General features: G+C 56.0%; 22 protein-coding genes. 15 read left to right on the top strand and 7 right to left on the bottom strand.

Going from position 1 to position 25,449, the window contains the following annotated elements; genetic code table 11:
- The first annotated feature begins 750 nt into the window (after positions 1 to 750).
- From ACGS9J_RS19575 to fetB, 5 genes are all read left to right on the top strand, one after another.
- Positions 751 to 1,164 (top strand): hypothetical protein, encoded by a 414-nt coding sequence (locus tag ACGS9J_RS19575; RefSeq protein ID WP_442232446.1) that lies wholly within the window; start codon positions 751 to 753, stop codon positions 1,162 to 1,164.
- Positions 1,165 to 1,166: 2 nt separating this feature from the next.
- On the top strand, positions 1,167 to 2,333 hold the full coding sequence (locus ACGS9J_RS19570) for an FKBP-type peptidyl-prolyl cis-trans isomerase N-terminal domain-containing protein (RefSeq protein ID WP_442232445.1): 1,167 nt from the start codon (positions 1,167 to 1,169) through the stop codon (positions 2,331 to 2,333).
- A 15-nt stretch (positions 2,334 to 2,348) separates the two neighbouring features.
- Positions 2,349 to 2,630 (top strand): FaeA/PapI family transcriptional regulator, encoded by a 282-nt coding sequence (locus ACGS9J_RS19565; RefSeq protein WP_442232444.1) that lies wholly within the window; start codon positions 2,349 to 2,351, stop codon positions 2,628 to 2,630.
- A gap of 163 nt (positions 2,631 to 2,793) precedes the next feature.
- Positions 2,794 to 3,471 (top strand): iron efflux ABC transporter ATP-binding subunit FetA, encoded by a 678-nt coding sequence (gene fetA, locus ACGS9J_RS19560; protein ID WP_442232443.1) that lies wholly within the window; start codon positions 2,794 to 2,796, stop codon positions 3,469 to 3,471.
- Positions 3,458 to 4,231 carry an iron efflux ABC transporter permease subunit FetB gene (gene fetB / locus ACGS9J_RS19555; RefSeq protein WP_085119887.1) on the top strand — a complete coding sequence of 258 codons (774 nt, stop codon included), beginning with the start codon at positions 3,458 to 3,460 and terminating at the stop codon, positions 4,229 to 4,231. Before fetA ends, fetB begins: the two co-directional genes overlap by 14 nt.
- A gap of 79 nt (positions 4,232 to 4,310) precedes the next feature.
- Here fetB and ACGS9J_RS19550 read toward each other — a convergent pair whose 3' ends face one another.
- Both ACGS9J_RS19550 and ACGS9J_RS19545 read right to left on the bottom strand, forming a co-directional pair.
- The gene (locus ACGS9J_RS19550) at positions 4,311 to 5,147 is read right to left on the bottom strand and encodes a TIM barrel protein (RefSeq protein WP_442232442.1); all 837 of its coding nucleotides are present in this window, start codon (positions 5,145 to 5,147) and stop codon (positions 4,311 to 4,313) included.
- Positions 5,148 to 5,194: 47 nt separating this feature from the next.
- On the bottom strand, positions 5,195 to 6,622 hold the full coding sequence (locus ACGS9J_RS19545; protein WP_442232441.1) for a sugar porter family MFS transporter: 1,428 nt from the start codon (positions 6,620 to 6,622) through the stop codon (positions 5,195 to 5,197).
- Between the two features lie 567 nt (positions 6,623 to 7,189).
- On the opposite strand from ACGS9J_RS19545, the gene ACGS9J_RS19540 reads away from it, so the two are divergent.
- Both ACGS9J_RS19540 and iolB read left to right on the top strand, forming a co-directional pair.
- Positions 7,190 to 8,695 carry a CoA-acylating methylmalonate-semialdehyde dehydrogenase gene (locus ACGS9J_RS19540; protein WP_442232440.1) on the top strand — a complete coding sequence of 502 codons (1,506 nt, stop codon included), beginning with the start codon at positions 7,190 to 7,192 and terminating at the stop codon, positions 8,693 to 8,695.
- Between the two features lie 270 nt (positions 8,696 to 8,965).
- On the top strand, positions 8,966 to 9,787 hold the full coding sequence (gene iolB / locus ACGS9J_RS19535) for a 5-deoxy-glucuronate isomerase (protein WP_442232525.1): 822 nt from the start codon (positions 8,966 to 8,968) through the stop codon (positions 9,785 to 9,787).
- A gap of 117 nt (positions 9,788 to 9,904) precedes the next feature.
- Here the strand turns inward: iolB and ACGS9J_RS19530 are convergent, their stop codons facing one another.
- Positions 9,905 to 10,741, bottom strand: coding sequence for a MurR/RpiR family transcriptional regulator (locus ACGS9J_RS19530; RefSeq protein WP_442232439.1), 837 nt, complete (start codon positions 10,739 to 10,741; stop codon positions 9,905 to 9,907).
- 197 nt (positions 10,742 to 10,938) lie between these two features.
- A complete protein-coding gene (locus ACGS9J_RS19525) occupies positions 10,939 to 12,867 on the bottom strand; it encodes a bifunctional 5-dehydro-2-deoxygluconokinase/5-dehydro-2-deoxyphosphogluconate aldolase (protein WP_442232438.1) in 1,929 nt (642 codons plus the stop codon).
- Between the two features lie 534 nt (positions 12,868 to 13,401).
- Here ACGS9J_RS19525 and iolD point away from each other — a divergent pair.
- From iolD to iolE, 4 genes are all read left to right on the top strand, one after another.
- Positions 13,402 to 15,342: a 3D-(3,5/4)-trihydroxycyclohexane-1,2-dione acylhydrolase (decyclizing) gene (gene iolD, locus ACGS9J_RS19520; RefSeq protein ID WP_442232437.1), complete on the top strand. Its 1,941-nt coding sequence runs from the start codon at positions 13,402 to 13,404 to the stop codon at positions 15,340 to 15,342.
- A 65-nt stretch (positions 15,343 to 15,407) separates the two neighbouring features.
- On the top strand, positions 15,408 to 16,421 hold the full coding sequence (locus ACGS9J_RS19515; protein ID WP_442232436.1) for a Gfo/Idh/MocA family protein: 1,014 nt from the start codon (positions 15,408 to 15,410) through the stop codon (positions 16,419 to 16,421).
- A gap of 39 nt (positions 16,422 to 16,460) precedes the next feature.
- The gene (locus ACGS9J_RS19510) at positions 16,461 to 17,345 is read left to right on the top strand and encodes a sugar phosphate isomerase/epimerase family protein (protein WP_135318397.1); all 885 of its coding nucleotides are present in this window, start codon (positions 16,461 to 16,463) and stop codon (positions 17,343 to 17,345) included.
- Between the two features lie 60 nt (positions 17,346 to 17,405).
- The gene (iolE, locus tag ACGS9J_RS19505) at positions 17,406 to 18,302 is read left to right on the top strand and encodes a myo-inosose-2 dehydratase (RefSeq protein WP_442232435.1); all 897 of its coding nucleotides are present in this window, start codon (positions 17,406 to 17,408) and stop codon (positions 18,300 to 18,302) included.
- A gap of 61 nt (positions 18,303 to 18,363) precedes the next feature.
- On the opposite strand, the gene ACGS9J_RS19500 is transcribed toward iolE, so the two are convergent.
- Complete coding sequence (locus tag ACGS9J_RS19500; protein WP_442232434.1) at positions 18,364 to 19,542, bottom strand: P1 family peptidase; 1,179 nt, start codon at positions 19,540 to 19,542, stop codon at positions 18,364 to 18,366.
- Positions 19,535 to 20,056, bottom strand: a complete 522-nt coding sequence (locus tag ACGS9J_RS19495) for a GNAT family N-acetyltransferase (RefSeq protein ID WP_442232433.1) — start codon at positions 20,054 to 20,056, stop codon at positions 19,535 to 19,537. Before ACGS9J_RS19495 ends, ACGS9J_RS19500 begins: the two co-directional genes overlap by 8 nt.
- A 386-nt stretch (positions 20,057 to 20,442) precedes the next feature.
- Here ACGS9J_RS19495 and ACGS9J_RS19490 point away from each other — a divergent pair, with 386 nt between their 5' ends.
- The 4 genes from ACGS9J_RS19490 (at position 20,443) to gntK (ending at position 24,647) form a co-directional block, all read left to right on the top strand.
- Positions 20,443 to 21,138, top strand: a complete 696-nt coding sequence (locus ACGS9J_RS19490) for a pirin family protein (RefSeq protein WP_442232432.1) — start codon at positions 20,443 to 20,445, stop codon at positions 21,136 to 21,138.
- Positions 21,139 to 21,268: 130 nt separating this feature from the next.
- Positions 21,269 to 22,264, top strand: a complete 996-nt coding sequence (gntR, locus tag ACGS9J_RS19485) for a gluconate operon transcriptional repressor GntR (protein ID WP_442232431.1) — start codon at positions 21,269 to 21,271, stop codon at positions 22,262 to 22,264.
- Positions 22,265 to 22,629: 365 nt separating this feature from the next.
- The gene (gene gntT / locus ACGS9J_RS19480; protein ID WP_046372451.1) at positions 22,630 to 23,946 is read left to right on the top strand and encodes a gluconate transporter; all 1,317 of its coding nucleotides are present in this window, start codon (positions 22,630 to 22,632) and stop codon (positions 23,944 to 23,946) included.
- 173 nt (positions 23,947 to 24,119) lie between these two features.
- Positions 24,120 to 24,647, top strand: a complete 528-nt coding sequence (gene gntK / locus ACGS9J_RS19475; protein WP_442232430.1) for a gluconokinase — start codon at positions 24,120 to 24,122, stop codon at positions 24,645 to 24,647.
- Positions 24,648 to 24,695: 48 nt separating this feature from the next.
- Here gntK and ACGS9J_RS19470 read toward each other — a convergent pair whose 3' ends face one another.
- Entirely contained in the window at positions 24,696 to 25,289 is a 594-nt protein-coding gene (locus tag ACGS9J_RS19470; RefSeq protein WP_442232524.1) for a YhgN family NAAT transporter, read from the bottom strand.
- Positions 25,290 to 25,449 lie beyond the last annotated feature (160 nt).

The raw sequence follows: 25,449 nt of genomic DNA, 5'->3' as shown, positions 1-25,449 counted from the left end.
TAGAGAGTATTTAAATAAAAAGAACAGCACATCTAAATCCCCCACAACAGCGGCAACGTCATGTCGCCGACGCCGTAGTTGGAGCCAGATCCTTTTGCTCTGGGCAATACGCCACCCTCCGTTATTCATGAGTGAATAACGAAATATTTTGGAAGTCGTACAAGCGAAATCCGTAAAAGAAAAAATAGGTATATCACCATAGCGTCTTGCTGGGATTATTCTTGCAAATAATAGGCGTGGTTGGAAATAGCTTTTATTAAGTTAAGTCAAATACAGAATATAAAACCAAAAGGAAAAAGAAATATATATGATTGAAAATCAATAGATCGTATACAAATATTATCCAGAATAAATGACTATATAAATAGCGATATGCGAGATATTAGATCGACAGAATTAGTGTTCGCACTACAATTAACAATATTGTTTTGATAATATCGCCATCAGACAGCAGATGATGAATTCTGCCTGTTAATCGCAGGTGAAAAGTTAACTCTTTGTTTTTGTGGATGAACAGGCCATTAATACGGGCTTGAGATGTGGCTTTCATTCATTGAGGCTACGATAATTCCTTTTTGTGTTTTAACAAAAATATAACAATGTGGCCGGGTGTCGGATTATTGCCAATGCCTGACCGTTGTTGTGCTTTTTTGTTATTTAACTCGTTAGGATTAATCAGGAGCGGTCAGATAAAACAGGGCTTCGCGACATAATAATGACCTAAGTGATAATTAAGGGATGATAAACGGAATGATTACCATAATTAATGATTCAACTCGCCGTTCTGCGGCCGCTACGGCCGTGCTGATAATGTCCTGTTTACTGCTTTCCGGTTGCGTAGGGAAAAATGGCACCGGTACTGTTGCCATGAAAAAAGTTTCACAGACTAATCCTAAGGAAAACACTGATGAGCAACGGATCGCGCTTTGTCAGCAGCGGGTCAATTCACTTAAGAATATTAATCCGCAAAGCTATCAGAAACGGATTGCTTATTTTAATGGGCTGTTATCCAACGCTTCCGGATATGCCGGCATTCGCAGTAATGTGGATGAAAGCACCCGTAAAGCCATAGATGCGCTTTATAAATATAAAACCGAGAAATTCTGCGCCGACGTCGAGCATGAGCTGATGTCCGATCTGTCGAACCGGGTGGAGAGCCTGTAACCATGAAAAAGTGCGCGGAAGGAGTCGCGGCTTTGATGCTGTTGTGGGTGTGGGGTGCCGCATCGGCGGCAGACATTGCGCCTGGCAAAGATGACGGTATCCCCGCGTTGCTGAAATTTGCCCAGCAACAGCAGGCTGCACCGAGGGTGGAAACCGTGCCGGCAGCCCCTGGGCCGGTGGCGGCCAAACCCAAAACCGCCGCCGTTACGCGTGCAGACAACGCCCGGCTGACGGCGCTGAATCAGGCGTTGCAGCGGCAAGCCGAGACTATTCGCCAACTGGAACAGCAACTGGCGACTCAGGCTCAACCGGCTGCGCCAATCCCCCAGGTAACACCCAAGCCGGCGCCTGTTGATATCCGGCCGCTGGTGGCGGCGTTAAAAGGGGTCCGTCAGGCCATCGTCATACCGCCAGACTTGATCGCCATGGCGGCGGCTCTGGCACGGCAGCAAAGGATCGCCACGCAGCAAGACCAGCGATTGCTGCAACTCCACCGTCAGCTGACTGCACAGCGGCAACCACCGGCGCTGGCCAGCGCTGCGGATAAACAGGCCTACGCTGCCGGGGTCTCATTGGGGCGAGACATCCTGCACTTGCAGGAAGAGAACCGCCGGTTGGGGATTGAAGCCGATCGGACCCGCTTGTTGGCGGGGATTGCCGATACGCTGGCGGGCCGAAAGCGACTGGACGACACCGCAATTGATAACGCGCTAAAGGCCGCAGACGCTGCACTGCAGCAGGCTCAGCAGCAACGACAACGGGCGATACGGGTGGACGGCAAAACCTATCTCGCCGATTTCGCCACGCAGCCAGGCGTGCAAAAAGATGCGCTAGGGTTTTATTACCGTGTGGATTATGCCGGCAGTGGGCAGATAAACGCCGATGACAACGTCGATATCGTGGTGCGCGAAAGCCTGCCCGATGGGCAAGTGATCAAGGATATGGACCTGGCCGGCACGACGATCTCTTTGCCTTTGGCGCAATACCCACCGCTGTTTCGTGCCGCCATCGGCAAGCTGAATAAACACGGATCCATGACGCTGGTGGTGCCGCCCGCTCTGGCGTATGGCGATAAGGGAAGTCCGCCCGCGATCCCGCCGGGCGCCACCATGATTTACACCTTGCGCGTGGCCGACGTGCTGCCGCAGGACAGGAGCAGGCAAAAGTAACCCAAGGAGTACGCGATGGCCAAGGCGCCGATAACATATGAAATCAGGAAGTCACATATGCTAAACGTGTTACGAAAACTCTGTATGGAACGCGCGACGGGAGCGGGGGAGCACCATCCCCCGGCCCCGGAACATTGGCCTAAAACCAGGGAGCTGGCGGACAAATGCGGCGAGAACATTTACACCACGCGCACGCTGTTATTAGCATTGGAAAAAGAAGGTAAAGTTCGTTGTACTCATCGCAGCATCAATAATTCGTTACGCTGGTATATTTGCGCATCAGCCAAAAAACCGTAATTCCTTTCCTGTTTCGTCATTTTGACTACCTTTCACAGCGGATCAACAGAGGGCTGACGGGGCGAAAAGCTCCTCAGCCCTGCAACTAATGACCCGCCATTGCCAGTGCAATTTTTGAAGCCGTATACTGGCGGCATATTTTCATAAGGGATGCGGGTTTATAATGAAGGAAAGCAAAGAAATACTGTTATTGGATGATATTCATTATCAAATAGGTGAGCAGGTTATTTTAGACTCCGTCTCCTTTGGCCTGGATCCGGGCGAATTTAAACTGATTACCGGCCCGTCCGGCTGCGGAAAAAGCACCCTGCTAAAAATTGTTTCGTCCCTGATCGACCCGACCCGAGGAAAAATTATCTTTGCCGGTAAGGCCATCACCGATATACCGCCGGAAGAATATCGCCAGCAGGTGTCTTACTGTTTTCAGACGCCTTCGCTGTTTGGCGACAGCGTGTATGACAATATCGCGCTGCCTTACCAGATCCGGAAACAAAAACCGGATCGGCAAAAGATGCTGGCCGACCTGGTGCGCTTTGGGCTGCCGGAAAATATGCTGGAGAAAAGCGTCAACGAATTATCGGGCGGAGAGAAGCAGCGGATTTCGTTGATCCGCAACCTGCAGTTTATGCCCAAGGTGCTGTTATTGGATGAAATCACCAGCGCGCTGGATGAAGATAACAAACGCAACGTTAATGAAATTATCCATCAACTGGTGGCGCAGCATGGCGTCGCGGTGTTGTGGGTCACGCATGATAAAGACGAAATCAAACATGCGGATGATGTGATTACCCTGAGTGCGCATGGCGCCCGGGCACAGGAGACGACCAATGAACCAGCATAATATCAGTAATGAATCTTTGGCTTTGTCGATGGTATTGGTGATTATCGCCATTTTAATCAGCCATAAAGAAAAGTTGGCGCTGGAAAAAGATATTATCTGGAGTATTTGCCGGGCGGTGGTGCAGCTGATTATTGTCGGCTACGTGCTGAAATATATCTTTGATGTCAATAACGCCATTCTGACGGTGCTGATGGTGCTGTTTATCTGCTTTAACGCCGCCTATAACGCGCAAAAGCGCAGTAAATACATCGGTCATGCGTTTATGACGTCGTTTATCGCCATTACCACCGGCGCGGTATTAACGCTGGTGGTGCTGGTGCTGACCGGCTCGATAGAGTTCACCCCGATGCAGGTGATCCCGATTTCCGGCATGGTGGCCGGCAATGCGATGGTGGCGGTCGGTTTGTGCTACAACAACCTGGGGCAGCGTTTCAAAAGCGATCAGCAGAAGATTCAGGAGATGCTGAGCTTGGGAGCCTCGCCGAAGTTTGCCTCGGCGGCGTTGATCCGCGACAGTATCCGCGCGTCGTTGATCCCTACGGTGGATTCGGCCAAAACCGTTGGGCTGGTCAGCCTGCCGGGCATGATGTCCGGACTGATTTTCGCCGGTATCGATCCGGTCAAGGCGATTAAGTACCAGATTATGGTGACCTTTATGCTGCTGTCGACCGCCAGCCTGTCGACCATCATCGCCTGCTACCTGGCCTACCGGAAGTTCTACAACGCCCGTCATCAACTGGTGGTCAGCACCTTGAAATAACGTTATATAAAAGTAGGGGCGCAGCATGCTGCGCCCGGTTAAATCGGGTCGAGCATGCTCGACCCCTACGCGACGGTGATTACCCTTGCAGCAGGGCGATGCTCTGGCGGATTTCACGTTCGATATCCGCTGCTGACCAAGTGTCCAGTTGCGAAGAGAACGGCTCGAAGGCGTAGATGCCGGTGTAGCCGAGGCGCTCCAGATTCTGCACCTGCTTTTTACTCTCCAGCCGATCTTTATCACTCAGCATGATGCGTTCTTCGTCGCTTAGCGCATTTTTAGCCAGCGGATCTTCCACCCCGGAAAGGTGTACCAGACCAATGCCGTCGATCTCAATCTGCGCATCAAACTCCGGCTGTGCCACGTCGCTTAAATAATGGTGGAAGGTATCCAGCACGATTTTGTACGGCGCGCCGGAATCACGGATCAGGGATTGCGTCAGCAGCGATGAGCGCAGTGAACTGATACCGAATCCCAGCGGTTCTACATAACCCTGTACGCCGTAGTGTTTGAACAACGGCGCCAGCAGTTTCAGAGCCGCCAGCGTATCGGTTTTTTTCTGCTCTTCACTGCGGTTATCGCTCGCGCTGCAATGTGGGCACAGCACCAGCGCCTTACTGTGGATAGCCTGAGCTTGCGATAGCAACGCCTCGGCGTTTTTCAGCAACGCGGCTTGATCGTCCAGCAGGTTAAACATACCGAGGGCGTTAATGGTGACGATTTCGATACCGTATTTTGCTGCCAACGCATTAACTTGATCGTTGCTCAGGTTATCGGTCACCTTGCCGCTCGGCATGTCGTTGCGCAGCTCTACTTTGCTGAGCCCGCACTTTTTCACCAGGCTGAAAAACTGTTCCAAATCGAGATTGGGTGCGATCTTGCGGTTGATGCAAAAACGGTCTGGCGCAATGGTCATGATGCATTACTCCTGAATGATGTGAGAAAAGCTGATATTTGCCGGGTTTACAGCGGCGTGCGTTGTGTTTCGGGTTGAGGTTGGCGATAGCGTTTTGCCATCACCACATCTTCCATTTTTTCCAGCGACACCCCTTTGGTTTCAGGAATATAGCGGCCGATAAACCAGTAACTGAACAGGCAGCAGGCGGCGAAGACCCACATCGGGAAGGCACCGTGGAAACTGGAGAACAGGTAAGGGTTGTCGTTGATCATCGGGAAGGTCTGCGACACGACAAAGTTGGCCAGCCACATACAGCCGACGGCGATGCTCATGCCCTGTGCGCGCATGCGGTTGGGGAAGATTTCTGACACCAGCACCCAGGCGCCCACACCCCAGGACAGCGCATAGAACACCATAAAGAACATCATGCCAAACAGCGCGAAGTAGCCGGTGGCTTGGGTATAGAGCGCGTAAGAGGTAATCAGCAACCCGGCCACGGCACCAAGAGTGCCATAGCGCATCAGTGGGATGCGTCCCATGCGATCCATCAGCATGGCGCCGATCACTGAGCCAACCAATTGCAGCACGCCGATCCAGATGGTTTGGAACAGCGCTTCCTGGGCGTTTTCGGTGACGGTTTTCAGCACCATCGGCGCGTAATACATCATCACGTTAACCCCGGTGACCTGCTGCAGCATGGCGATCATGCAGCCGACGAACAGAATGAAGCGCACCCGCACGTCGCCGTAATTCAGCTTTTGTTGGGTTTTTTGTTGGTCCTGACGCAGCGAGTCTTTGATTTCCTGCAGCACTTTTTTCGCATGTTCGGCATTGGACACTTTGGTCAGCATCGCCAGCGCCTGATCGTCGCGGCCGACCATGACGCTCCAGCGCGGCGATTCCGGGATGATGAACACCAATATCAGGAACAACATGCAGGGGATGACTTCCGACCCTATCATCCAGCGCCAGCCCATTTCTACCAGCCAGGCTTCACTGGCGATGCTGGCAATTTTGAAGTTAACGTAGAAGATCACGATTTGGCCGAACACGATGGCGAATTGTTGCATGCTGAGGGCTCGGCCACGCATGTCTTTCGGCGAGACTTCCGACATGTACATCGGTGAAACGGTAGCGGCGATGCCCACCGCCAAGCCGCCAATGATGCGATAAATCACAAACCAGGTGAAGGTATCAGCCAGGGCGGCACCGACCGCCGAGATGGTGAACAGCACCGCTGCCAGCATCAGGGCTTTCTTGCGGCCGTAGCGCGCTGCCAGAGGACCGGCACCAAATGCGCCGGCCACACAGCCAATCACCACGTTGGAAACCGCCCAGCCGGTTTCGATCGGGCTGAGGTCAAAATAGGTTTTCAGGGCATCGATCGCGCCGGAGATCACGGCGGTGTCGTAACCGAACAGAATGCCGCCGAGTGCTGCTATGCCGCATATTCGCAATATGTACCCGGTATTATGCTTACGCTGATATGACATATGTTGCTCCGATTTTTATCCTGGCTTCCACCCGCGCAGTAGGTTGTGTAGGGAAGAGGAGGCGGAAGGGTGTGGACCGTGCCTGTCATTAAGGCGGTGATAGTCGAGTTAATGCGTCGGTAAACAAGAACATTTATTTCATAATTAGTGAATAATGAAATATTGATTTTTAGATCCAGTTCAAAAAAAACCGCAAACGCCCAACAAGCGTTACCCGGCGATCCCTTCGCATCGGGCCGGATCGCTTTTCCCGACGGACAGCCTATTTCTGTATAAAAGTCAGGGGTAATTCCCGGCTGCGGGCGGGCGAGCTCAATGACCGCTTTTTTCCCGCCATGCAACGGCCTTGCATAATGTCGCGGTAAAACTGCGACCTTCCGCACTAAAAACAAATTTTCTAAAATAATTTATTTGAAACTTTTTTTTCAATGAAATAGAGTTTGCTTCATACGGTCAGGATTTAGCCTGCTTGTGGGAAGTCACCGGCAAGCGGTGTGATGAAAACGCCACGGCGTGCGGCAGTGCTGCAGGCGGTCAGGCGACAGCGGACTTAAAAGAGGGTGAGACATGAAAACCGTGGGTAACTTTATTGGCGGGCAGGTGTGCCTGAGCAGCAGTAATCAAACCGTCGACGTGCATAACCCCGCCTCCGGGCAGGTTGAGCGCCGCGTGACACAAAGCACCGCCGCCGAGGTGAAGCAGGCCATTGATGTGGCCCACCAGGCATTTGCCGACTGGTCGCGCACCACACCGCTGCGCCGGGCGCGCATCATGTTTAATTTTAAGGCGCTGCTGGAGCAGCATCGCGACGAGCTGGCGGCGCTGATTGTCAGTGAGCACGGCAAGGTTTATTCCGATGCGTTGGGCGAACTGACCCGCGGGATCGAAGTGGTCGAGTTTGCCTGCGGCATTCCGCATTTGATCAAGGGCGAGTATTCGGCGGACGTCGGCAGCGGCGTTGACAGCTTCTCGCTGATGCAGCCACTGGGCGTGGTCGCGGGCATCACCCCTTTCAACTTCCCGGCGATGGTGCCGATGTGGATGTTCCCTATCGCCCTGGCCTGCGGCAATACCTTTGTGCTCAAGCCACCGGCACTGGTGCCTTCGGCCTCGGTACGGATGGCGGAATTACTGAAAGAAGCCGGTCTGCCGGACGGCGTATTCAACGTCGTGCACTGCGCTAACGAAGAAGCCGCTCAGTTGTGCACCGATCCGCACATTCAGGCGGTGAGCTTTGTGGGTTCGTCCGCGGTGGCGGAACATATCTATACTACTGCCAGCGCCCACGGCAAGCGGGTGCAGGCCTTCGGCGCGGCGAAAAACCAGGCCATCATCATGCCGGACGCCGATCTGGACGCCACGGTCAATGCCCTGATGGGCGGTGCATTCGGCTCTGCCGGCGAACGTTGCATGGCGCTGCCGGTAGCGGTAGTAGTCGGTGACGACACCGCCGATAAACTGATCGCCAGACTGAAACCCCTGATCGCCCAACTGCGCGTGGGGCCAGGCATTCAACAGGGTGGCGAAGAAAACGAAATGGGGCCGCTGGTTTCCTCGGCGCACCAGAAGAAAGTTTTGGGTTATATCGATTTGGGTGTGGAAGAAGGTGCCACCCTGGTGGCCGATGGCCGCAACTATCAGGTGTCGGGCTACCCGGACGGTTACTACGTTGGCGGCACCCTGTTTGACCACGTCACGCCGAACATGCGTATCTATCGCGAAGAGATCTTCGGGCCGGTGTTGGGCATTGTCCGCGTCCCGGATTATCAGACCGCTATCGACACGGTGAACGGCCATGAGTTTGGCAACGGCAGCGCCATCTTCACCAGTAACGGCCACTATGCGCGCCAGTTCGTGCAGGAAGTGCAGGCCGGTATGGTGGGGGTCAACGTCCCGGTGCCCGTCCCTATGGCGTTTCACAGCTTCGGCGGTTGGAAGCGCTCGGTATTCGGTGCATTGAACGTTCACGGCACCGACGGCGTGCGTTTCTACACCCGCATGAAAACCGCCACCGCCCGCTGGCCAACCGGGCAGCAGACGGTGTCGGAATACAGTATGCCGACGCTGGGTTAGGGTATACCCGTGGTCTTTCAAGCCGCAGCGTTGTTACCTGCACTAATTCACCTCAGTCACTTACTTAAGTAAGCTCCGGAGGATGAATGAGCTGGGCGCCTAGCTGCAACTTGAAATCCATAGGGTATATGCATATACCCTTCATATTTGAAGCGGCATCTGTATCGGTTCCCCAGTCACTAAATTAGGTCACTGGGGAGGACGGCTCTTGCCGTCGTGATGCAACGCCAATTATTTGGGGTCTATTCATACTTCATTGGGAGAGTCATGATGTCTTCATTACTTGCCAAGTGTCAGCATCCGGATGGCCAGGGCCGCATCCAGCACGTCACCCCAGAGAATGCCGACTGGCGTTTTGTCGGGTTTGACGTCTATCGCCTGGAAGCCGGTCAGTCGCTGCAGTTGGAAAGCGGCGATAAAGAGCTGTGCCTGGTGCTGGTCGCCGGTATCGCTTCCGTCGCGACCCTGCGTGCGGAATACCCGAGCATCGGCAAACGCATGAGCCCGTTTGAGCGCACCCCGCCTTACGCGGTGTACGTGCCGCATCACGATCGAATTGAAGTCCGTGCGGAAAGCGCGCTGGAATTGGCAGTTTGCAGTGCACCGGGCAACGGGCATCTGCCATCACGGCTGATCACTCCGGCGGACGTGGGCGTAGAGCGGCGCGGCAAAGGGCGCAACCAGCGTCTGGTGCACAATATTCTGCCGGACAGCGAACCTGCCGACAGCCTGTTGGTGGTGGAAGTGTACACGGATGAGGGCAATACCAGCTCGTACCCCAGCCACAAGCATGATCAGGAAGACTCGCCGGATGAAACCTATCTGGAAGAGACCTACTATCACCGGATCCAACCGGAACAAGGCTTTTGCATGCAGCGGGTGTATACCGACGATCGTTCGCTGGACGAATGCATGCCGGTGTATAACCGCGATGTGGTTAAGGTGCCGCGCGGCTACCACCCAGTGGCGACGTTGGCCGGTTACGACAACTACTATCTCAACGTGATGGCCGGGCCGGTGCGGCTGTGGAAATTCACCTGGGAAAAAGACCACGCCTGGATCAACACCGACGGTTATCCCGCAGCTAAATAATTGCATATTTACGACGTTGCCAAGATGAGCGTCACCCTCTCCAGCGGGAGAGGGTCGGGGTGAGGGGATTTCACGCCACTATGCCTACCCTTTCTCAAGGGAAAGGGTAATTCTTCGTTACTCTTCTTTGGCGTTATTCAGCGCCAGCGAGACCGCCAGGGTTTGCGCCAGACACAATGAGGCGACCTGGGAGCGGAAACCGTCTACCTGCGCTTCACGCACCACAAAGCAAACGTCGCTGAACGCGGCCAGCGGGCTGACCTGGCTGTCGGTAATGGCGATCTGCTGCGCGCCGCGCTTGGCACCGAACTCCACCAATTCCAATGCTTCCTGCGCATACGGCGAATAACTGATGGCGATCACCACGTCGTTCGGTTTCACCATGCTTAACTGTTCGGTAAACATGCCGCCCAGCCCGTCGATCAGAAAGGCCCGGCGTTCCAGGTGGCGCAATGCGTAGGTGAGGTAAGAGGCGACGCTGAAAGAGCGACGCAGGCCAATCACGTAGATATTTTCGGCGTTATTCAGCATCTCAACCGCCCGGTCCAACTGCTCAGGGCTGGTTTGCATCGCCAACTGTTGCAGCGCCTGGGCGTTGACCATGGTGAAAACGTTAAGGATTTCAGCCGGTTTTTCCGGGGCGACATTATCGTCGGTGGAGGTCTGGCGGAACAGGCGCGCCCGTTCGGTATAGTTGACCGTTTCCTCCATCAGATGCTGGCGAAAAACCTGTTTCATTTCGTTGAAGCCGCTGAAACCAAAGGCGCTGGCGAAGCGGATCAGGGTCGAAGGCGGGACGCTGGCCTGTGCGGCGATGGAGGCGACGGTATCGAAAGCAATGCTGTTACTGTTATCCAAAATGTAACGCGCGACCTGTTTCAAACGCTTGCTCAGCGTTTCATAACGGTGGCGTATCTCGTCTTGTAACAGCGAAAGTTGAGTTGGGTTGTTCATCCATTCTGCTCGCAGTGTGGGCTAAGGCATATCCGCCTGACGCCTGAATTATTGACAGGTTATTCTAACAGACGGATTGGACATTTCATTTCATCAAAAAGCGATTTATTCGATCGCAAGTTGCGTTACTTCACAGAAAATAGGCAAAAAAATCCCCTTAAAGCGGCGAAAATCCGTTTAAGGGGCGATTTTGACGATTAATGCGAAGGTGTGGTTGGGCGATATTGACGCCAGAAATCAATCAGCGTCAGGTATTTTTGTTTCACCTGCTCGATTAACGCGGCGTCATCCAGCTCGCCCTGCAGCCAGCGGCGAGAAGGCTGGCCGAAGATGGTGCGACCGACGGCAAAGCCTTTCACCCAGCGGGCATCGGCAGCGGCGGCGAAACCGGCCTTCAGCGTTTCCTCCGGGGAATCCAGCCCCAGAATCAATACGCCGCGGCAGAACGGATCGTTAGCCTCGATCAACGCGCCGACCTGCTGCCAGTTCTCTGCGCTCAGCGGCGGCAATTTCCACCAGTCCGGTTTGATGCCCAGCTGATAAAAGTGCTGCAACATCTCCAGATAGTAGCTTTCACTCCTGTCGGGATTGCTTTCCGGCAGGATCACTTCCAGCAGCAGTTCGTGGCCGGACTTGCAGCAGCCGCGATACACGTCGCTAATCAGTTCATCCTGCTCGCGGCGCAGCTCGGCGGCGTCATGCGGGTGGTAAAACACCAGGCATTTCACCACGTGCTCCTGCGGCCAGTCGATCAGTTGCGAACCGATATTGCCGTGCTCCAGCCGCAATGGGCGTGAGCTGGGCAGCTCGATCGGTCGACCGATCCACCAGCCCTGGCCGGTGATGCTGTTCAGCGCTGTCTGGCCATAGGTGGTATCGGCCAGAATGCCGCTGTTGCCCCGCAGCCCGGCAACCTCGGCGGCCTGCTGTGCCGCCGTCAGCAGCAGGGTTTTCAGTTTGGGAATGCGTTCCTCGCTGACGTTGGCTTCTCGCGCCATCTCCGCCAACTGTTTGCGGTGGTCGAAGGCGAACACGCACAGTTCCGGCCACTGCTGTTTACGGGTTGTGACCCGGTGCAGGTGGTTAAGCCGTGCATCGCGGTCCGGGCGTTTCACTTCCTGTTCACGCTGTAAGTAGTCATCCAGTTCTTGTTTGGTCGGCATCGCCGGCGCACAACCGTGGCGTGAAACGACCAGCGCGCCGCAGGCATTGGCATAGCGACAGGCCTGATCCCAACCTTCATCGTTCAGATAGCCGCGCAGCAGGCCTGACATAAAGGCATCGCCGGCACCCAGCACATTGAGCACCTCCACCCGCACACCGGAATGCAGTTTGACCTGCTGCCAGTCGGTAGCAATCTCGCCTTCGAATACCGAGCAGCCTTGTGCGCCACGTTTACACACCAGCGTGGCCTGCGTCACTTTCCGAACGTTTTTCAGTGCGGTCAGGGTATCGGTACTGCCGCCGGCAATATGAAATTCTTCTTCGGTGCCGACGATCAGATCAAAGTGATGCAGCACTTCTTGCAGTTCGCGAGTCACTTTTTCTGACTCGACAAAGCGGGTTTCACCGTCGCCCAGTGACGTCAGCCCCCAGAGTACCGGCCGGTAGTCGATATCCAACGCGGTGCGCAAGCCATGACGGCGGGCGTATTCCAGCGCCTTTAACACGGCGGCGCGGGTATTCGGGTGCGACAGATGCGTGCCGGTAATGGCCAGCGCACGTGACGAGGCAATGTAGGACTCGTCGATATCGTCCGGCGTCAGCGCCATGTCGGCGCAATTGTCACGGTAGAAAATCAGCGGGAAGGTTTCCTGATCCTTGATGCCGAGGATCACCAGGCCGGTCAGGCGCTGGGAGTCGGTGATCAGGCTCTGGGTGTCGGCACCGACGCGTTGCAGTTCTTCGCGCAGGAATCGGCCCATATGCTCGTCGCCGACGCGGGCCAGCATGCCGGACTTCAGACCCTGAATGGCCGTGCCGTAGGCCACGTTGCCGGAAGAGCCGCCGAGATATTTTGAGAATGTGCTGGCATCTTCCAGACGCGCGCCGATCTGTTGTGCATAGAAATCGACGGCGATACGCCCGAGACAAATGACATCAAGCTGTTTTTCTTGTGTAGCCATAACCCGTTTCCTTCTGTTTAAGCCAAACTCCGACTGCGAAGTATGTTTTGGAGTATGAGGAATAAAAATTTCAATTTCAAGATTGAATGAAATTTACACCCCAAAAATGTGATGCATTTAAAACCGCGCGATGACCACGGTCGAAGGCGCTGCAAACCGCGCCCGGCCTGACCGGAAAACCGCGGTTGTCGGCAGGGGGATGCCGGGTGTCACAGGCTGCTGATACCAAGGGTTACGGCGAATTTGGACGCGCCAGACCGGTGGCGCCAGGGAAAGAAAGGCCGGCTAAGTCAGTGAATTCTAAAGGCATGGATGAAACAGGGTTTTCATCATTATGCGATCTTTATCGCAAAATGAAATGTTTCTTCTGTAATGTGATTTTATGAAAAATATATTTGTTTATAATCGCAACACGTTTCACGTTGTCGCCTTAAGCGCAGCAATACGCTTGCCGGCAACGAGTATCACACAGCTTCTCAGGTTCGGCATGCGGTCAGTGCCGGCGCGGCGAGACTAATCTAAAAGGGTGAGTAAATGGGCAAGATCCGGTTAACCATGGCACAGGCACTCGTCAGGTTCCTCGACAACCAGTATCTGTTGGTCGACGGCGTGGAAACCAAATTCGTCAAAGGCATCTTTGCGATTTTCGGCCACGGCAACGTTCTCGGTCTGGGGCAGGCGCTGGAACAGGACAGCGGCGAGCTGGTGGTGCATCAGGGGCGTAACGAGCAGGGCATGGCTCATGCGGCGACCGGCTTCGCCAAGCAGAAGCTGCGTCAGCAGATCTACGCCTGTACCTCTTCCGTCGGCCCCGGTGCCGCCAACATGATCACCGCCGCTGCGACCGCCACCGCCAACCGCATTCCTTTATTACTGCTGCCGGGCGATGTTTACGCCTCACGCCAGCCGGACCCGGTGTTGCAGCAGATTGAGCAAACTTACGATCTCAGCATCAGCACCAATGACGCCTTTCGCGCGGTGAGCAAATATTGGGACCGCATTGTGCGGCCGGAACAGTTAATGAGCGCCTGCATCAACGCGATGCGTGTGTTGACCGATCCGGCGGAAACCGGCGCGGTGACGCTGTGCTTGCCGCAGGACGTGCAGGGCGAAGCCTATGACTATCCGGACTATTTCTTCCAGAAACGTGTGCATCGGCTCGATCGCCGACCGGCGACCGAAGGCATGCTGGCGGATGCGCTGGCGCTGCTGACTGCCAAACGTCGCCCACTGCTGGTGTGCGGCGGCGGGGTAAAATATTCGCAGGCAGGTCAGGCGCTGCGTGACTTCGCCGAACGTTTCCATATCCCCTTTGCCGAAACCCAGGCGGGTAAAGGCACGGTGCCGAGCAGCCATGAATTTAACCTGGGTGGCATCGGTGAAACCGGCTGCCTGGCAGCGAATACGCTGGCCCGACAGGCCGATCTGGTGATTGGCGTGGGGACGCGCTACACCGACTTTACTACCTCGTCAAAATGGCTGTTCCAGAACCCGGACGTCGATTTCCTCAATATCAACGTTAGTGCCTTTGATGCCGGCAAACTCGACGGCGTGCAGGTGTTGGCCGATGCCCGTGAAGCGTTGTCCGCCCTGAGCGCGTTGTTGACGCAGGCTGATTACCGCGCCGGCTGGGGCGATGCCATTTTTGATGCGCGCAGCGCGCAGCAAAAGGAAACGGCCCGCGTTTATGCGGTGGAATATACCGGCGAAGGCTTTGTGCCGGAAATTGACGACCACCTCGATCGCGACAGCGTATTCGCCGAATTTATTGAACAGACCGACTCCTTCCTGACCCAAAGCCGGGTGCTGGGCGTGTTGAATGAGCACCTGCCGCAGGACAGCGTGATCGTCGCCGCCGCCGGTAGCCTGCCGGGCGACCTGCAGCGTGTGTGGCACAACCACGGCGAACAGGGTTATCACGTGGAATATGGCTATTCCTGCATGGGTTACGAGGTCAATGCCGCGCTGGGGGTCAAACTGGCCGAGCCGCAGCGTGAGGTCTACGTCATGGTCGGTGACGGCGCCTTTATGATGTTGCACTCCGAACTGGTGACCACAATCCAGGAGGGCTGCAAAATCAACGTGGTGCTGCTCGACAATATGACCAATGGCTGTATCAACAACCTGCAAATGGAACACGGCATGGACAGCTACACCACCGAGTTCCGTTTCCGCAACCCGCAGGGCGGCAAACTCGACGGCAAGCTGGTACCGGTCAACTTCGCCATGCTGGCTGCGGCTTATGGCTGCAAGACCTACAGCGTGACCACCGAACAGCAACTGATTGAAGCGCTGGCCGATGCCCGTCTGCAAACCGTGTCGACCCTGCTGGACATCAAAGTGCTGCCAAAAACCATGGTGCACAAATATCTCAGCTGGTGGCGCGTGGGCGGTGCCCAGGTCGCCGACAGTGAAAAAATTGTCGCGGTGGCCCGCAAGCTGCAGGAAAACATCGACAAGGCCCGCGACTACTAATAACGACCTGGCTTGAATACCCAGACCTTGCGTCTGCCGCAACTATATTGAAGAGGATAACGAAAATGACATTGAACATTGGGGTTATTGGCACCGGCGCAATCGGTCGGGATCACATTCGCCGCTGCAGCAAAGTGTTGCAGGGCAGCCGCGTCGTGGCGGTCAACGACATCAACCGTGACAGCGCCGCCAAGGTAGTGAGCGACCTGAAGCTGGACGCCAAGGTGTATGACAATGGCCACGATCTGGTCAAGGCGGCAGACGTGCAGGCGGTGCTGGTGACCTCCTGGGGCCCGAGCCACGAAGAGTTCGTGCTGGCCGCGATTGCCGCCGGTAAGCCGGTATTCTGTGAAAAACCGCTGGCGGTCACCGCTCAGGGTTGTAAAAACATCGTCGAGGCCGAAGCAAAACACGGCAAGCGCCTGGTGCAGGTGGGCTTTATGCGCCCTTACGATCAGGGCTACCGTGCGTTGAAGCAGGTACTGACCAGCGGACAGATCGGCGAACCACTGATGCTGCACTGTGCGCACCGCAACCCAACCGTCGGCGAAGCTTACACCACGGACATGGCGATCACCGACACCCTGATCCACGAGATCGACGTGCTGCGCTGGCTGCTGGACGATGATTATGTCTCGGTACAGGTCGTGTTCCCGCGCAAAAGCCCCAAGGCGTTCCCGCACCTGAAAGATCCGCAGATTGTGCTGTTCGAAACGGCCAAAGGCACGCGCATCGATGTCGAAATTTTCGTTAACTGCCAGTACGGCTATGACATCCAGTGTGAAGTGGTGGGCGAGACCGGCATAGCCAAGCTGCCGGAGCCGTCTTCGGTACAGATGCGCAGCGGCGCCAAACTCTCTACCGAAATTCTGACCGACTGGAAAGACCGCTTTATCGATGCTTATGACGTTGAGCTGCAAGGCTTTATCAATGACGTGTTGGCCGGCAAGTTGACCGGGCCTTCCGCCTGGGACGGCTATGCGGCTTCCGTCACTGCCGATGCCTGCGTGGCTGCGCAGCTCAGCGGCGAGATTGTGCCGGTGACCCTGCCGCCGCGTCCGGCGTTTTACGGCAAGTAATGGGCTGAGCGCCGCACTCACGTTTAAAGAGGAATCACCATGAAGATCGCTTTTGATGTGGATGTCATCAGGGACCTGGGCATCACCAAGATGGTTCAGCAGGTGGCAGACTGGGGTTATCAGTATATTGAGCAGTCACCGCACCCGCAGATCAATCCGTTCTACAAGCACCCGAAAGCCGGGCGCGAAGTGATGGCGGAATACAAAAATGCGCTGAAGGCCACCGGCGTGGAAATTTCCTCGTTTATCGTGGTGTACCGCTGGTCCGGCCCGGGTGAGGATCGCCGCCAGGCGGCGGTCAAAAACTGGCGTCGGATGATCGAAATCGCGGTGGAAATGGGCGTACAGGTGATTAACACCGAGCTGGCGGGCAACCCTAATGAGCCGGAGATCTGCGAGGAGTTGTGGTATCGCTCAATGGAAGAGCTGTTGCCGATTATCGAGCGTGAAGGCATCCGCATGGAGATCCAGTCACACCCGTGGGATTTCTGCGAATTGAGCAACGAAACTGCCGATATCGTCAAGTCGCTGCGCAGCGATCACGTTAAGTATCTCTACAGCGTGCCGCACACCTTCTACTACGACAAAGGCCAGGGCGACGTGGCCGGCATGCTGAAATATGCCGGTGACGATCTTTCGCACGTGTTGATCGCCGACACCATGAATCACACCAAACACTGTCGCTATATCGTCAACCCACCGGGTGTAGACGCCGCCGTGCACCAGCATATGGGCATCGGCGAAGGAGAGGTGGATTTCGATACCCTGTTCCAGACGCTGCGCGATATGGAGTTTGCCAACCGCAACTTTAAGGTCGGTGGCGAATCGATTATCTGCACCTCGCTGTTTGGTTATCCGGAAAGAATGAAGACCCAGGCGGTGGCGACCCGCGAGCGCATCGAAAAAGAGCTGTTGGGCAAATAAATTCCTCGGCTGCGCGGGTGTGATATCAGCGGCGCGCAGCCCCTATGATTGAGGCTGAAAATGAATAAAGACAATGTAAAACTGGCCATCGCCCCGATTGGCTGGACCAATGACGATATGCCTGACCTGGGCAAAGAGAACACTTTCCAACAGTGCGTCAGTGAAATGGCGCTGGCCGGGTTCACCGGCAGCGAAGTGGGCAGCAAGTATCCGCGCGATCCGGCGGTGCTCAAGCCGATGCTGGATATCCGCGGCATTCAAATCTGCAACGCCTGGTTCAGCACCTTCTTCGCCGATGGTCAGAAAGAAAAAACCATCGATGAATTTATTAACCATATGAATTTCCTGCATGCGATGGGCGCCAAAGTGATTGGCTGCTCCGAGCAGAGCAAAAGCATTCAGGGCACCACCAAAGGGGTGTTCGAAGAGAAGCCGTATTTCAGCGACGAAGAGTGGCAGCGGGTGGCCGATGGCTACAATGAATTGGCGAAGATTGCCGCCGCTAAGGGGATGCAGGTCTGTCTGCATCACCATATGGGTACCGGCATCCAGACCACTGCAGAGATCGACCGCTACATGAGCATGGTGAACGACGACGTCTACCTGCTGTTTGATACCGGCCATGCTTACTACTCTGAAGGCAGCCAGCAGGCGATGATGGCAATACTGGAAAAATACTTGCCGCGCATCAATCATGTACACCTGAAAGACGTGCGCGACGAGGTGGTGGCTGAGGTGAAGGCCCACAAGCTGAGCTTCCTCGATGGCGTGAAGAAAGGCACCTTCACCGTGCCGGGCGATGGGGTCATTGACTTCCGTCCGGTATTTAAACTGCTGGATGAACGCGGTTACCAAGGTTGGATGGTGGTGGAAGCCGAGCAGGATCCGGCGTTGGCCAACCCGTTTGAGTATGCGGTGAAGGCGCGCCGTTATATTAAAGAGACCGCAGGCATTTAATCCGCAGGCGATCGGCAAGGGGCGCTTGAGCAATCAATGCGCCCCTTTTTTATTGGCGGCGTCAGGCGAGGGTTTTCCAGGTGGTTACCTGTCCGCCGGGCCATGGGGTCGCCGCATAGACGCCCCGGGCGATGGCTCGTGCCAGGGTGTCCGCCGCCAGTGCGCCAATCTGCAATACCGCCAGCTCTCGGCTGCCCTCCACCTCGCGCAGCCCGGTGGATAAGGCAAACACCACATCGCCGTCGAACGGGCTGTGCAGCGGGCGGATAGCGCGCGCCATGCCGTCCTGAGCCATCATGGCCACGCGTTTCAATTCCACCCGGGTCAACGCCAGATCGGTGGCGATACAGGCCAGAGTGGTGTTTTTCCTGCCGCCTGTCGGTTCTTCGGGCATCCAGTCCTCGCCCTGGCCGTGCAGTTGCGCCAGTGCCGCTGCTCCCCCGTTGCCAAACTCGCCGTTGATTTCATAAGGCGTCGCCCAAAAGGCGCGGGTGCCGGGGGCGACGACCGACCCCAGGCTGTTGACCGCCACCAGTGCGCCGACGGTAGCACCATGGGTCGCCACGATCGACGCCGAACCCAGGCCGCCTTTCAGCTTGCCCATGCCGGTCATGGCGCCATAACCGGCACCCACGGTGCCTAGCGGGAAGTCGTGGCCCACCTTGCTGGCGGCTTCTATTCCCAATTGGCGATAGGGCGGGTCGAGCTGCCAATTTTTGTCGCCGGCGTTGCTTAAATCGTACAGGCAGGCGGTGGGTACGATCGGCGAGACCGGCACGCCCGGTGCCGGACGCAGGGCATAGCCTCGGCCCTGTTGCCCCAGCCAGGCCGCCACGCCATCTGCCGCCGCCAGGCCATACACCGAGCCGCCGCTCAGCACCAGCGCATCCAGAGTTTGCACCAGGTTATCTTCCCCCAGCGCATCGGTTTCGCGGGTTGCCGGGCCGCCGCCGCGCACATCGACTGCGGCGATCGCCGGGCGATCCGGCAGGATCACCGTGGTGCCGGTACGCACCCGGCTGTCTTGGGCGACCCCGACTTTCAGGCCGGGTACGTCGGTAATCAGGTTACGGGCGCCGGTTCGTACGGCAGGAGAGGTTGGCATTGCAGCCCCCAGGAAGGTGGTGGGAGAGAGGATGCCGATAGCACCCGTGACGCAGGCCAGCGTTTGCACGAAGGTGCGACGGCTGACGGTGAAGGGGCGGTTTGCCGCCCCTGATCCACTTTTTATCTCACTCATGATGCTGGTTTTTCTGCTGTTCGCTGCGAAAGCGCGCCATATGATAAGAATCTACCAGCACGCCGTCGCGCATGGCATAAGCGCGGCTGGTGCCTTCAATTTCAAAGCCGAACTTGCGGTACAGCGCGATGGCCGCCTGATTATCGGTAAACACCGTCAGTTCGATGCGCTCGATGCCCGCCCAGTTATCGCAAAGGTCAATCATCGCCTTCATCAGGCTGCTGCCGACGCCTTTACCGTGGTAGCGCGAATCGACGCCAATGCCGAAGGTCGCCACATGGCGGCGGCGCACGCGTTGGTTCAATATCACGCCCATCTGGCCGACGATCTGCCCGTCGATGCAGGCCACCAGGCTGTGGTTGCCCGGCTCTGGATTGGCAAGGCGCTTGTGCCATAACTCGACTGAGGGTAGCGGGAGATGTAGCGTGTCACGGTAAGCCTGTGGCTGAGAATAAAGTTGATGCAGGGCCTGTGCATCTGCCGTTTCCACGTGACGAACTACGATTTCACTCATTACGCTGCTCCTTTGGCTTACCGGTTGAATAACCTCTGAATTTATCGGTTTATCGTGTCGAGTCAATATTATTACGGATGGGTAAAAAAAACGCTTTACAGGTGCGAATGATAATGATTATTATTGCGATGCGTTCCGGAGAGAGTATCAACCTTTGATACCCTCGCTGCGAAGGCACGACATTGCTCACATTGCTTCCAAGTATTACTTAGCCAGCTCGGGTGCTGGCTTTTTTTTTGCCTGTTTTCAGCCTGCCCGCCTTCAACAAATTCCCTGCCAATGGCTTTGCAACTCCATCTAAATTTTTGAACAGAGGGATGAGTTTTTTACGCTTTCATATTCTGCTGCCAGGACTAGACTGTAAAAAACATTGAGGAGAGTTGAATATGATTTATTTACGTAAGGCAGAAGATCGCGGTCATGCCAACCATGGTTGGCTGGATAGCTGGCATACCTTCTCCTTTGCCAACTATTACGATGCTGATTTTATGGGGTTCTCGGCGCTGCGAGTGATCAACGAAGATATGATCGACGCAGGGCAGGGCTTTGGTACTCATCCGCATAAAGACATGGAAATCCTGACCTACGTGCTGAGCGGCACGGTAGAACATCAGGACAGCATGGGCAATAAAGAGCAGATCCAGGCCGGTGAGTTCCAGATCATGAGTGCCGGCACCGGGGTGCGTCACTCCGAGTACAACGGCAACAACGATCGTCCGTTGCACCTGTACCAGATTTGGATCATTCCCAATCAGGTCGGGCTGGAGCCACGCTATGAGCAGCGCATGTTCGATGCGCCGCAGGGCCGCCAACTGGTGCTGTCGCCGGATGCGCGCGAAGGCTCGCTGAAAGTGTTCCAGGACATGACGTTGTCCCGCTGGGCGTTGAAGCAAGGCGAACAGGCAGAATGCCCGATTGAAGCCGGGCGTCGCGTCTGGATCCAGGTGGTACGCGGCAAAGTGGTGGTTAACGGTCAGCAGGCCGGCACCAGCGATGCGTTCGCGGTGTGGGATGAAACGGCGCTGTCGATTCATGCCGATGAAGACAGTGAAATTCTGCTGTTCGATCTGCCGCCGGTCTGATTAAGCGGTAAATATGGAGGGCTCACACAGTGAGCCCTTTTTGCATTGTGCCCCCCATAACCAACAATATCGGCAGCGGTTTTTTTTTGCTAAAATGAGCGCCCATTCACGGTTAGCCAGTTCATTGATAATGAAGAAAAAACGGCCGGTACTTCAAGATGTCGCAGACAAGGTTGGCGTTACCAAGATGACGGTGAGCCGTTATCTGCGTAATCCCGAGCAGGTTTCTGCCATCTTGCAGCAAAAAATTGCCGTCGCGCTTGATGAGCTGGGCTACATTCCCAACCGTGCGCCGGATATCCTTTCCAACTCCACCAGTCGTGCCATTGGCGTGTTGCTGCCGTCGTTGACCAACCAGGTGTTCGCCGAAGTGCTGCGCGGCATCGAGAGCGTCACCGATGCGCACAATTACCAGACCATGCTGGCGCACTACGGCTATTTGCCGGAGCGTGAAGAACAGCGCCTGACCTCGCTGCTGTCGTACAACATTGATGGGCTGATCCTGTCTGAGCGCCACCATACGCCGCGCACCATGAAGATGATTGAGGTGGCGGGGATCCCGGTGGTGGAGCTGATGGACTGCGTTTCACCCTGTATCGATCTGGCTGTGGGCTTCAATAACTTTGAGGCGGCGCGTCAGATGACTCAGCAAATCATCGCGCACGGTCATCGCCACGTGGTGTATTTCGGGGCGCGTCAGGATGAACGTACCATTATCAAACAGCAGGGCTATGAACAGGCGATGCGCGAATCCGGTCTGGAGCCGTACAGCGTCATGACCGCCCGTTCGTCGTCCTATTCCGCCGGCGGCGAACTGCTGCGTCAGGCACAGCGCGATTATCCGCAGATTGACAGTATTTTCTGCACCAACGATGACCTGGCGATTGGCGCCACCTTCGAGTGCCAGCGCCAAGGCCTGTCGATCCCCAATGATATGGCGATTGCCGGTTTCCACGGCCACGATATCGGCCAGGTGATGGTGCCAAAACTGGCGAGCGTCCTGACGCCGCGTGAACGCATGGGGCAGATCGGGGCCGAACGCCTGTTGGCGCGTCTGCGGGGTGAAACGGTCAGCCCGCGCATGGTCGACGTCGGTTTCACCGTGATCCCCGGTGGCAGCATCTGATCGCGTTTAACTCATTGTTTCAGCAATTTTAATTTTAAAAGCGCGCCGCCTGGCGCGTTTTGCTATTCATCTGTAAGCCCACCGCGCGTTACCCCCATAAGTTTGATCTCTATCCCAGAACGTGAATTTTAGCCCGTTACCCGGTTCCGACACTCCCGTTGTTACCGGTATCATGATACCGGTAACAATGAGGTCAATGACCTTGTGGCGGCGCGGTAGGGCCGCTACAGGGAGGAATAGAACCCTTGACTCAGCACCACCTACTGCTCGTCTTCTAACACCGGGAAGAGCCTAAAAATACAACAAACGCGCGCTTTACGACCTATCGTAAAGAGAGTCTGCGATAAAAAGGTTGGAGAAAAATTATGCCATTAGTGATTGTTGCAGGCGGCGTCGCGCTGCTGTTGCTGCTGATGATCCGCTTTAAGCTGAACGGCTTTATCTCTCTGGTTCTGGTTGCTCTGGCGGTAGGTATCGCTCAGGGGATGCCAGTCGATAAAGTGATCGGCTCCATCAAGGCTGGCGTGGGCGGCACCTTGGGCAGCCTGGCGCTGATCATGGGCTTCGGTGCCATGCTCGGCAAGCTGCTGGCGGACTGCGGCGGTGCCCAGCGCATCGCCACCACGCTTATCGAAAAGTTCGGCCAAAAATACATTCAATGGGCGGTGGTGCTGACCGGTTTTACCGTCGGCTTTGCCCTGTTCTATGAAGTTGGCTTCGTGCTGCTGCTGCCGCTGGTCTTCAGTATCGCCGCTTCTGCGCGCGTGCCTTTGCTGTATGTCGGCGTGCCGATGGCGGCTGCGCTGTCGGTGACCCACGGTTTCCTGCCGCCGCACCCAGGCCCAACGGCGATCGCCACCATCTTCCATGCCGACATGGGTAAAACCCTGCTGTACGGCACGCTGCTGGCCATCCCGACGGTGATCCTGGCCGGCCCGGTTTATGCCCGCTTCCTGAAAGGTATCGACAAGCCGGTACCTGAAGGCCTGTATAACCCAAAAATCTTCACCGAAGAAGAAATGCCAAGTTTCGGCATCAGCGTTGCCACCTCTTTGGTGCCGGTGATCCTGATGGCGCTGCGTGCGGTAGCGGAAATGGTGCTGCCGAAGGGCCATAGCCTGCTGCGCTTTGCCGAGTTCTTCGGCGATCCGGTGATGGCGACGCTGATTGCCGTGCTGATCGCAATCTTCACCTTTGGTCTGAACCGTGGTCGCACCATGGATGAAGTGATGGGGACCATCACCGACTCCATCAAAATTATCGCCATGATGCTGTTGATCATCGGGGGTGGCGGGGCGTTCAAACAGGTGCTGGTCGACAGCGGCGTAGAGAAATACATTGCCGCTCTGATGGAAGGCAGTAACGTATCGCCTATCCTGATGGCCTGGTCGATTGCCGCCGCGCTGCGCCTGGCGTTGGGCTCCGCAACCGTGGCGGCGATCACCGCCGGCGGTATCGTTGCCCCGTTGATCGCCACCACCGGCGTCAGCCCTGAGCTGATGGTGATTGCGGTCGGTTCGGGCAGCGTGATTTTCTCTCACGTCAACGATCCGGGTTTCTGGCTGTTCAAGGAGTATTTCAACCTGAGCATCATGGAAACCATCAAATCCTGGTCGGTGCTGGAAACCATCATCTCAGTCTGCGGCCTGGTAGGCTGTTTGCTGCTGGCGACGGTCGTTTAACTTCCCTGTCGCCTTTCAGGTCGAGCTGTCACTGGAAAGGCAGAGGGAATGGCGAGGTTATCCGGCACCCCGCGGGGTGTCGGACATTATTTTGAGTTTGGGGCGCATTTGATGGCGCAGGCGACGTAACCCGTTGCCAGAACGTACATCTGACTCCATAAGGGCATGACATTATGAGTAATCCACAGCACCACGTCTTTATTTTGATGGGCGTTTCAGGCAGCGGAAAATCTGCCGTAGCCAGCGCCGTAGCCCATGAAGCCAATGCCGCCATGCTGGACGGAGACTACCTGCACCCACGTGCCAACATCAACAAAATGGCCGCCGGGCATGCGCTGGACGATAACGATCGCGCTCCCTGGTTGGCCGCATTGAATGACGCCATCTTTGCCATGGAACGTACCAACGACGTTTCCCTGTTGGTGTGCTCGGCGTTGAAAAAAAGCTATCGCGACCGCCTGCGTGAAGGCAATCGCAACCTGCATTTCATCTATCTGAAGGGTGACAAGGCGGTGATTGAAGAGCGTTTGAAGCAGCGCAAAGGCCATTTTTTCAAGCCGCAGATGCTGGTTTCCCAATTCGCGACGCTGGAAGAGCCGGGCGTGCAGGAGCAGGATGTGCAGGCGATTGAGATTGATCAGCCGCTGGATGGCGTGGTCGCCGACACCCTCGCCTATATTCGGCGCGTTGCCGCCGAGTAATCCGGGCTGCCGCTATAAGCCGGCGCCGTACAGGCGCCAGTATTTTCACTACAGCTTCATGTAAGCCCGCACGCCGTCCAGGAACATCTGGGTCGACAGCATCACCAGAATCAGCCCCATCAGCCTTTCCAGCGCGCTCACGCCTTTACTGCCCAGCAGGCGCAGGAACAGGTCCGACATCAACAGGATGGCGGCCGAAATCCCCCAGGCAATCAGCAGCGCCACCACCAGATGCGAAATCTGGTTCGGATACTGGTGCGACAGCAGCATCAGCGCCGCCAGAATCGAAGGCCCGGCGACCAGCGGGATCGCCAGTGGCACCAGGAAAGGTTCTTCCCCGGCAGACAGCCCGCTGTTGTTACCCTCCTGCGTAGGGAAAATCATCTTGATGGCGATCAGAAACAAAATAATCCCGCCGGAAATGGACACGGTCTCGGTGCGCAGGTTGAGGAACGCCAAAATTTTCTCGCCGGCAAACAGGAAAATCAGCATCAGCAGCAGGGCGATCAGCAGTTCGCGGATCACCACCACTCGGCGGCGACGCGGTTCCAGGTGTTTGAGTACCGACATGAAAATCGGCAAATTGCCCAGCGGATCCATGATTAAAAACAGCAACACCGTGACGGAAATCATCTCTGTCATCATTACCTCTGAATCTGAAAAAACGTGTCGGCCATCCCGACCCACGTAATAACCCATACCCTATGGCTTGAAAGACGACGGGGTATATAAGAAGGATTGCTGAGAATCGCTCACCCATCGAATAAATTCACTTTGCGCCTGCGCTGACATTTTGTAAGGT

Source organism: Serratia quinivorans (assembly GCF_052113645.1).
GTDB classification, from domain to species: domain Bacteria; phylum Pseudomonadota; class Gammaproteobacteria; order Enterobacterales; family Enterobacteriaceae; genus Serratia; species Serratia quinivorans_B.
The sequence above is the reverse complement of the archived record's forward strand: the minus strand, read 5'-3'. Positions and strand labels throughout refer to the sequence as shown.

Bases quoted from the DNA above. Each gene is read 5' to 3' on its own strand.
- iolB (WP_442232525.1), top strand. From the start codon at position 8,966: ATGTCTTCATTACTTGCCAAGTGTCAGCATCCGGATGGCCAGGGCCGC.
- ACGS9J_RS19495 (WP_442232433.1), bottom strand. From the start codon at position 20,056: ATGAGTGAAATCGTAGTTCGTCACGTGGAAACGGCAGATGCACAGGCC.
- ACGS9J_RS19470 (WP_442232524.1), bottom strand. From the start codon at position 25,289: ATGACAGAGATGATTTCCGTCACGGTGTTGCTGTTTTTAATCATGGAT.
- ACGS9J_RS19570 (WP_442232445.1), top strand. From the start codon at position 1,167: ATGAAAAAGTGCGCGGAAGGAGTCGCGGCTTTGATGCTGTTGTGGGTG.
- ACGS9J_RS19510 (WP_135318397.1), top strand. From the start codon at position 16,461: ATGAAGATCGCTTTTGATGTGGATGTCATCAGGGACCTGGGCATCACC.
- ACGS9J_RS19500 (WP_442232434.1), bottom strand. From the start codon at position 19,542: ATGAGTGAGATAAAAAGTGGATCAGGGGCGGCAAACCGCCCCTTCACC.
- ACGS9J_RS19565 (WP_442232444.1), top strand. From the start codon at position 2,349: ATGGCCAAGGCGCCGATAACATATGAAATCAGGAAGTCACATATGCTA.
- fetB (WP_085119887.1), top strand. From the start codon at position 3,458: ATGAACCAGCATAATATCAGTAATGAATCTTTGGCTTTGTCGATGGTA.
- gntK (WP_442232430.1), top strand. From the start codon at position 24,120: ATGAGTAATCCACAGCACCACGTCTTTATTTTGATGGGCGTTTCAGGC.
- ACGS9J_RS19550 (WP_442232442.1), bottom strand. From the start codon at position 5,147: ATGACCATTGCGCCAGACCGTTTTTGCATCAACCGCAAGATCGCACCC.
- ACGS9J_RS19515 (WP_442232436.1), top strand. From the start codon at position 15,408: ATGACATTGAACATTGGGGTTATTGGCACCGGCGCAATCGGTCGGGAT.
- ACGS9J_RS19575 (WP_442232446.1), top strand. From the start codon at position 751: ATGATTACCATAATTAATGATTCAACTCGCCGTTCTGCGGCCGCTACG.
- gntT (WP_046372451.1), top strand. From the start codon at position 22,630: ATGCCATTAGTGATTGTTGCAGGCGGCGTCGCGCTGCTGTTGCTGCTG.
- fetA (WP_442232443.1), top strand. From the start codon at position 2,794: ATGAAGGAAAGCAAAGAAATACTGTTATTGGATGATATTCATTATCAA.
- iolD (WP_442232437.1), top strand. From the start codon at position 13,402: ATGGGCAAGATCCGGTTAACCATGGCACAGGCACTCGTCAGGTTCCTC.
- gntR (WP_442232431.1), top strand. From the start codon at position 21,269: ATGAAGAAAAAACGGCCGGTACTTCAAGATGTCGCAGACAAGGTTGGC.
- ACGS9J_RS19540 (WP_442232440.1), top strand. From the start codon at position 7,190: ATGAAAACCGTGGGTAACTTTATTGGCGGGCAGGTGTGCCTGAGCAGC.
- ACGS9J_RS19530 (WP_442232439.1), bottom strand. From the start codon at position 10,741: ATGAACAACCCAACTCAACTTTCGCTGTTACAAGACGAGATACGCCAC.
- ACGS9J_RS19525 (WP_442232438.1), bottom strand. From the start codon at position 12,867: ATGGCTACACAAGAAAAACAGCTTGATGTCATTTGTCTCGGGCGTATC.
- ACGS9J_RS19545 (WP_442232441.1), bottom strand. From the start codon at position 6,622: ATGTCATATCAGCGTAAGCATAATACCGGGTACATATTGCGAATATGC.
- ACGS9J_RS19490 (WP_442232432.1), top strand. From the start codon at position 20,443: ATGATTTATTTACGTAAGGCAGAAGATCGCGGTCATGCCAACCATGGT.
- iolE (WP_442232435.1), top strand. From the start codon at position 17,406: ATGAATAAAGACAATGTAAAACTGGCCATCGCCCCGATTGGCTGGACC.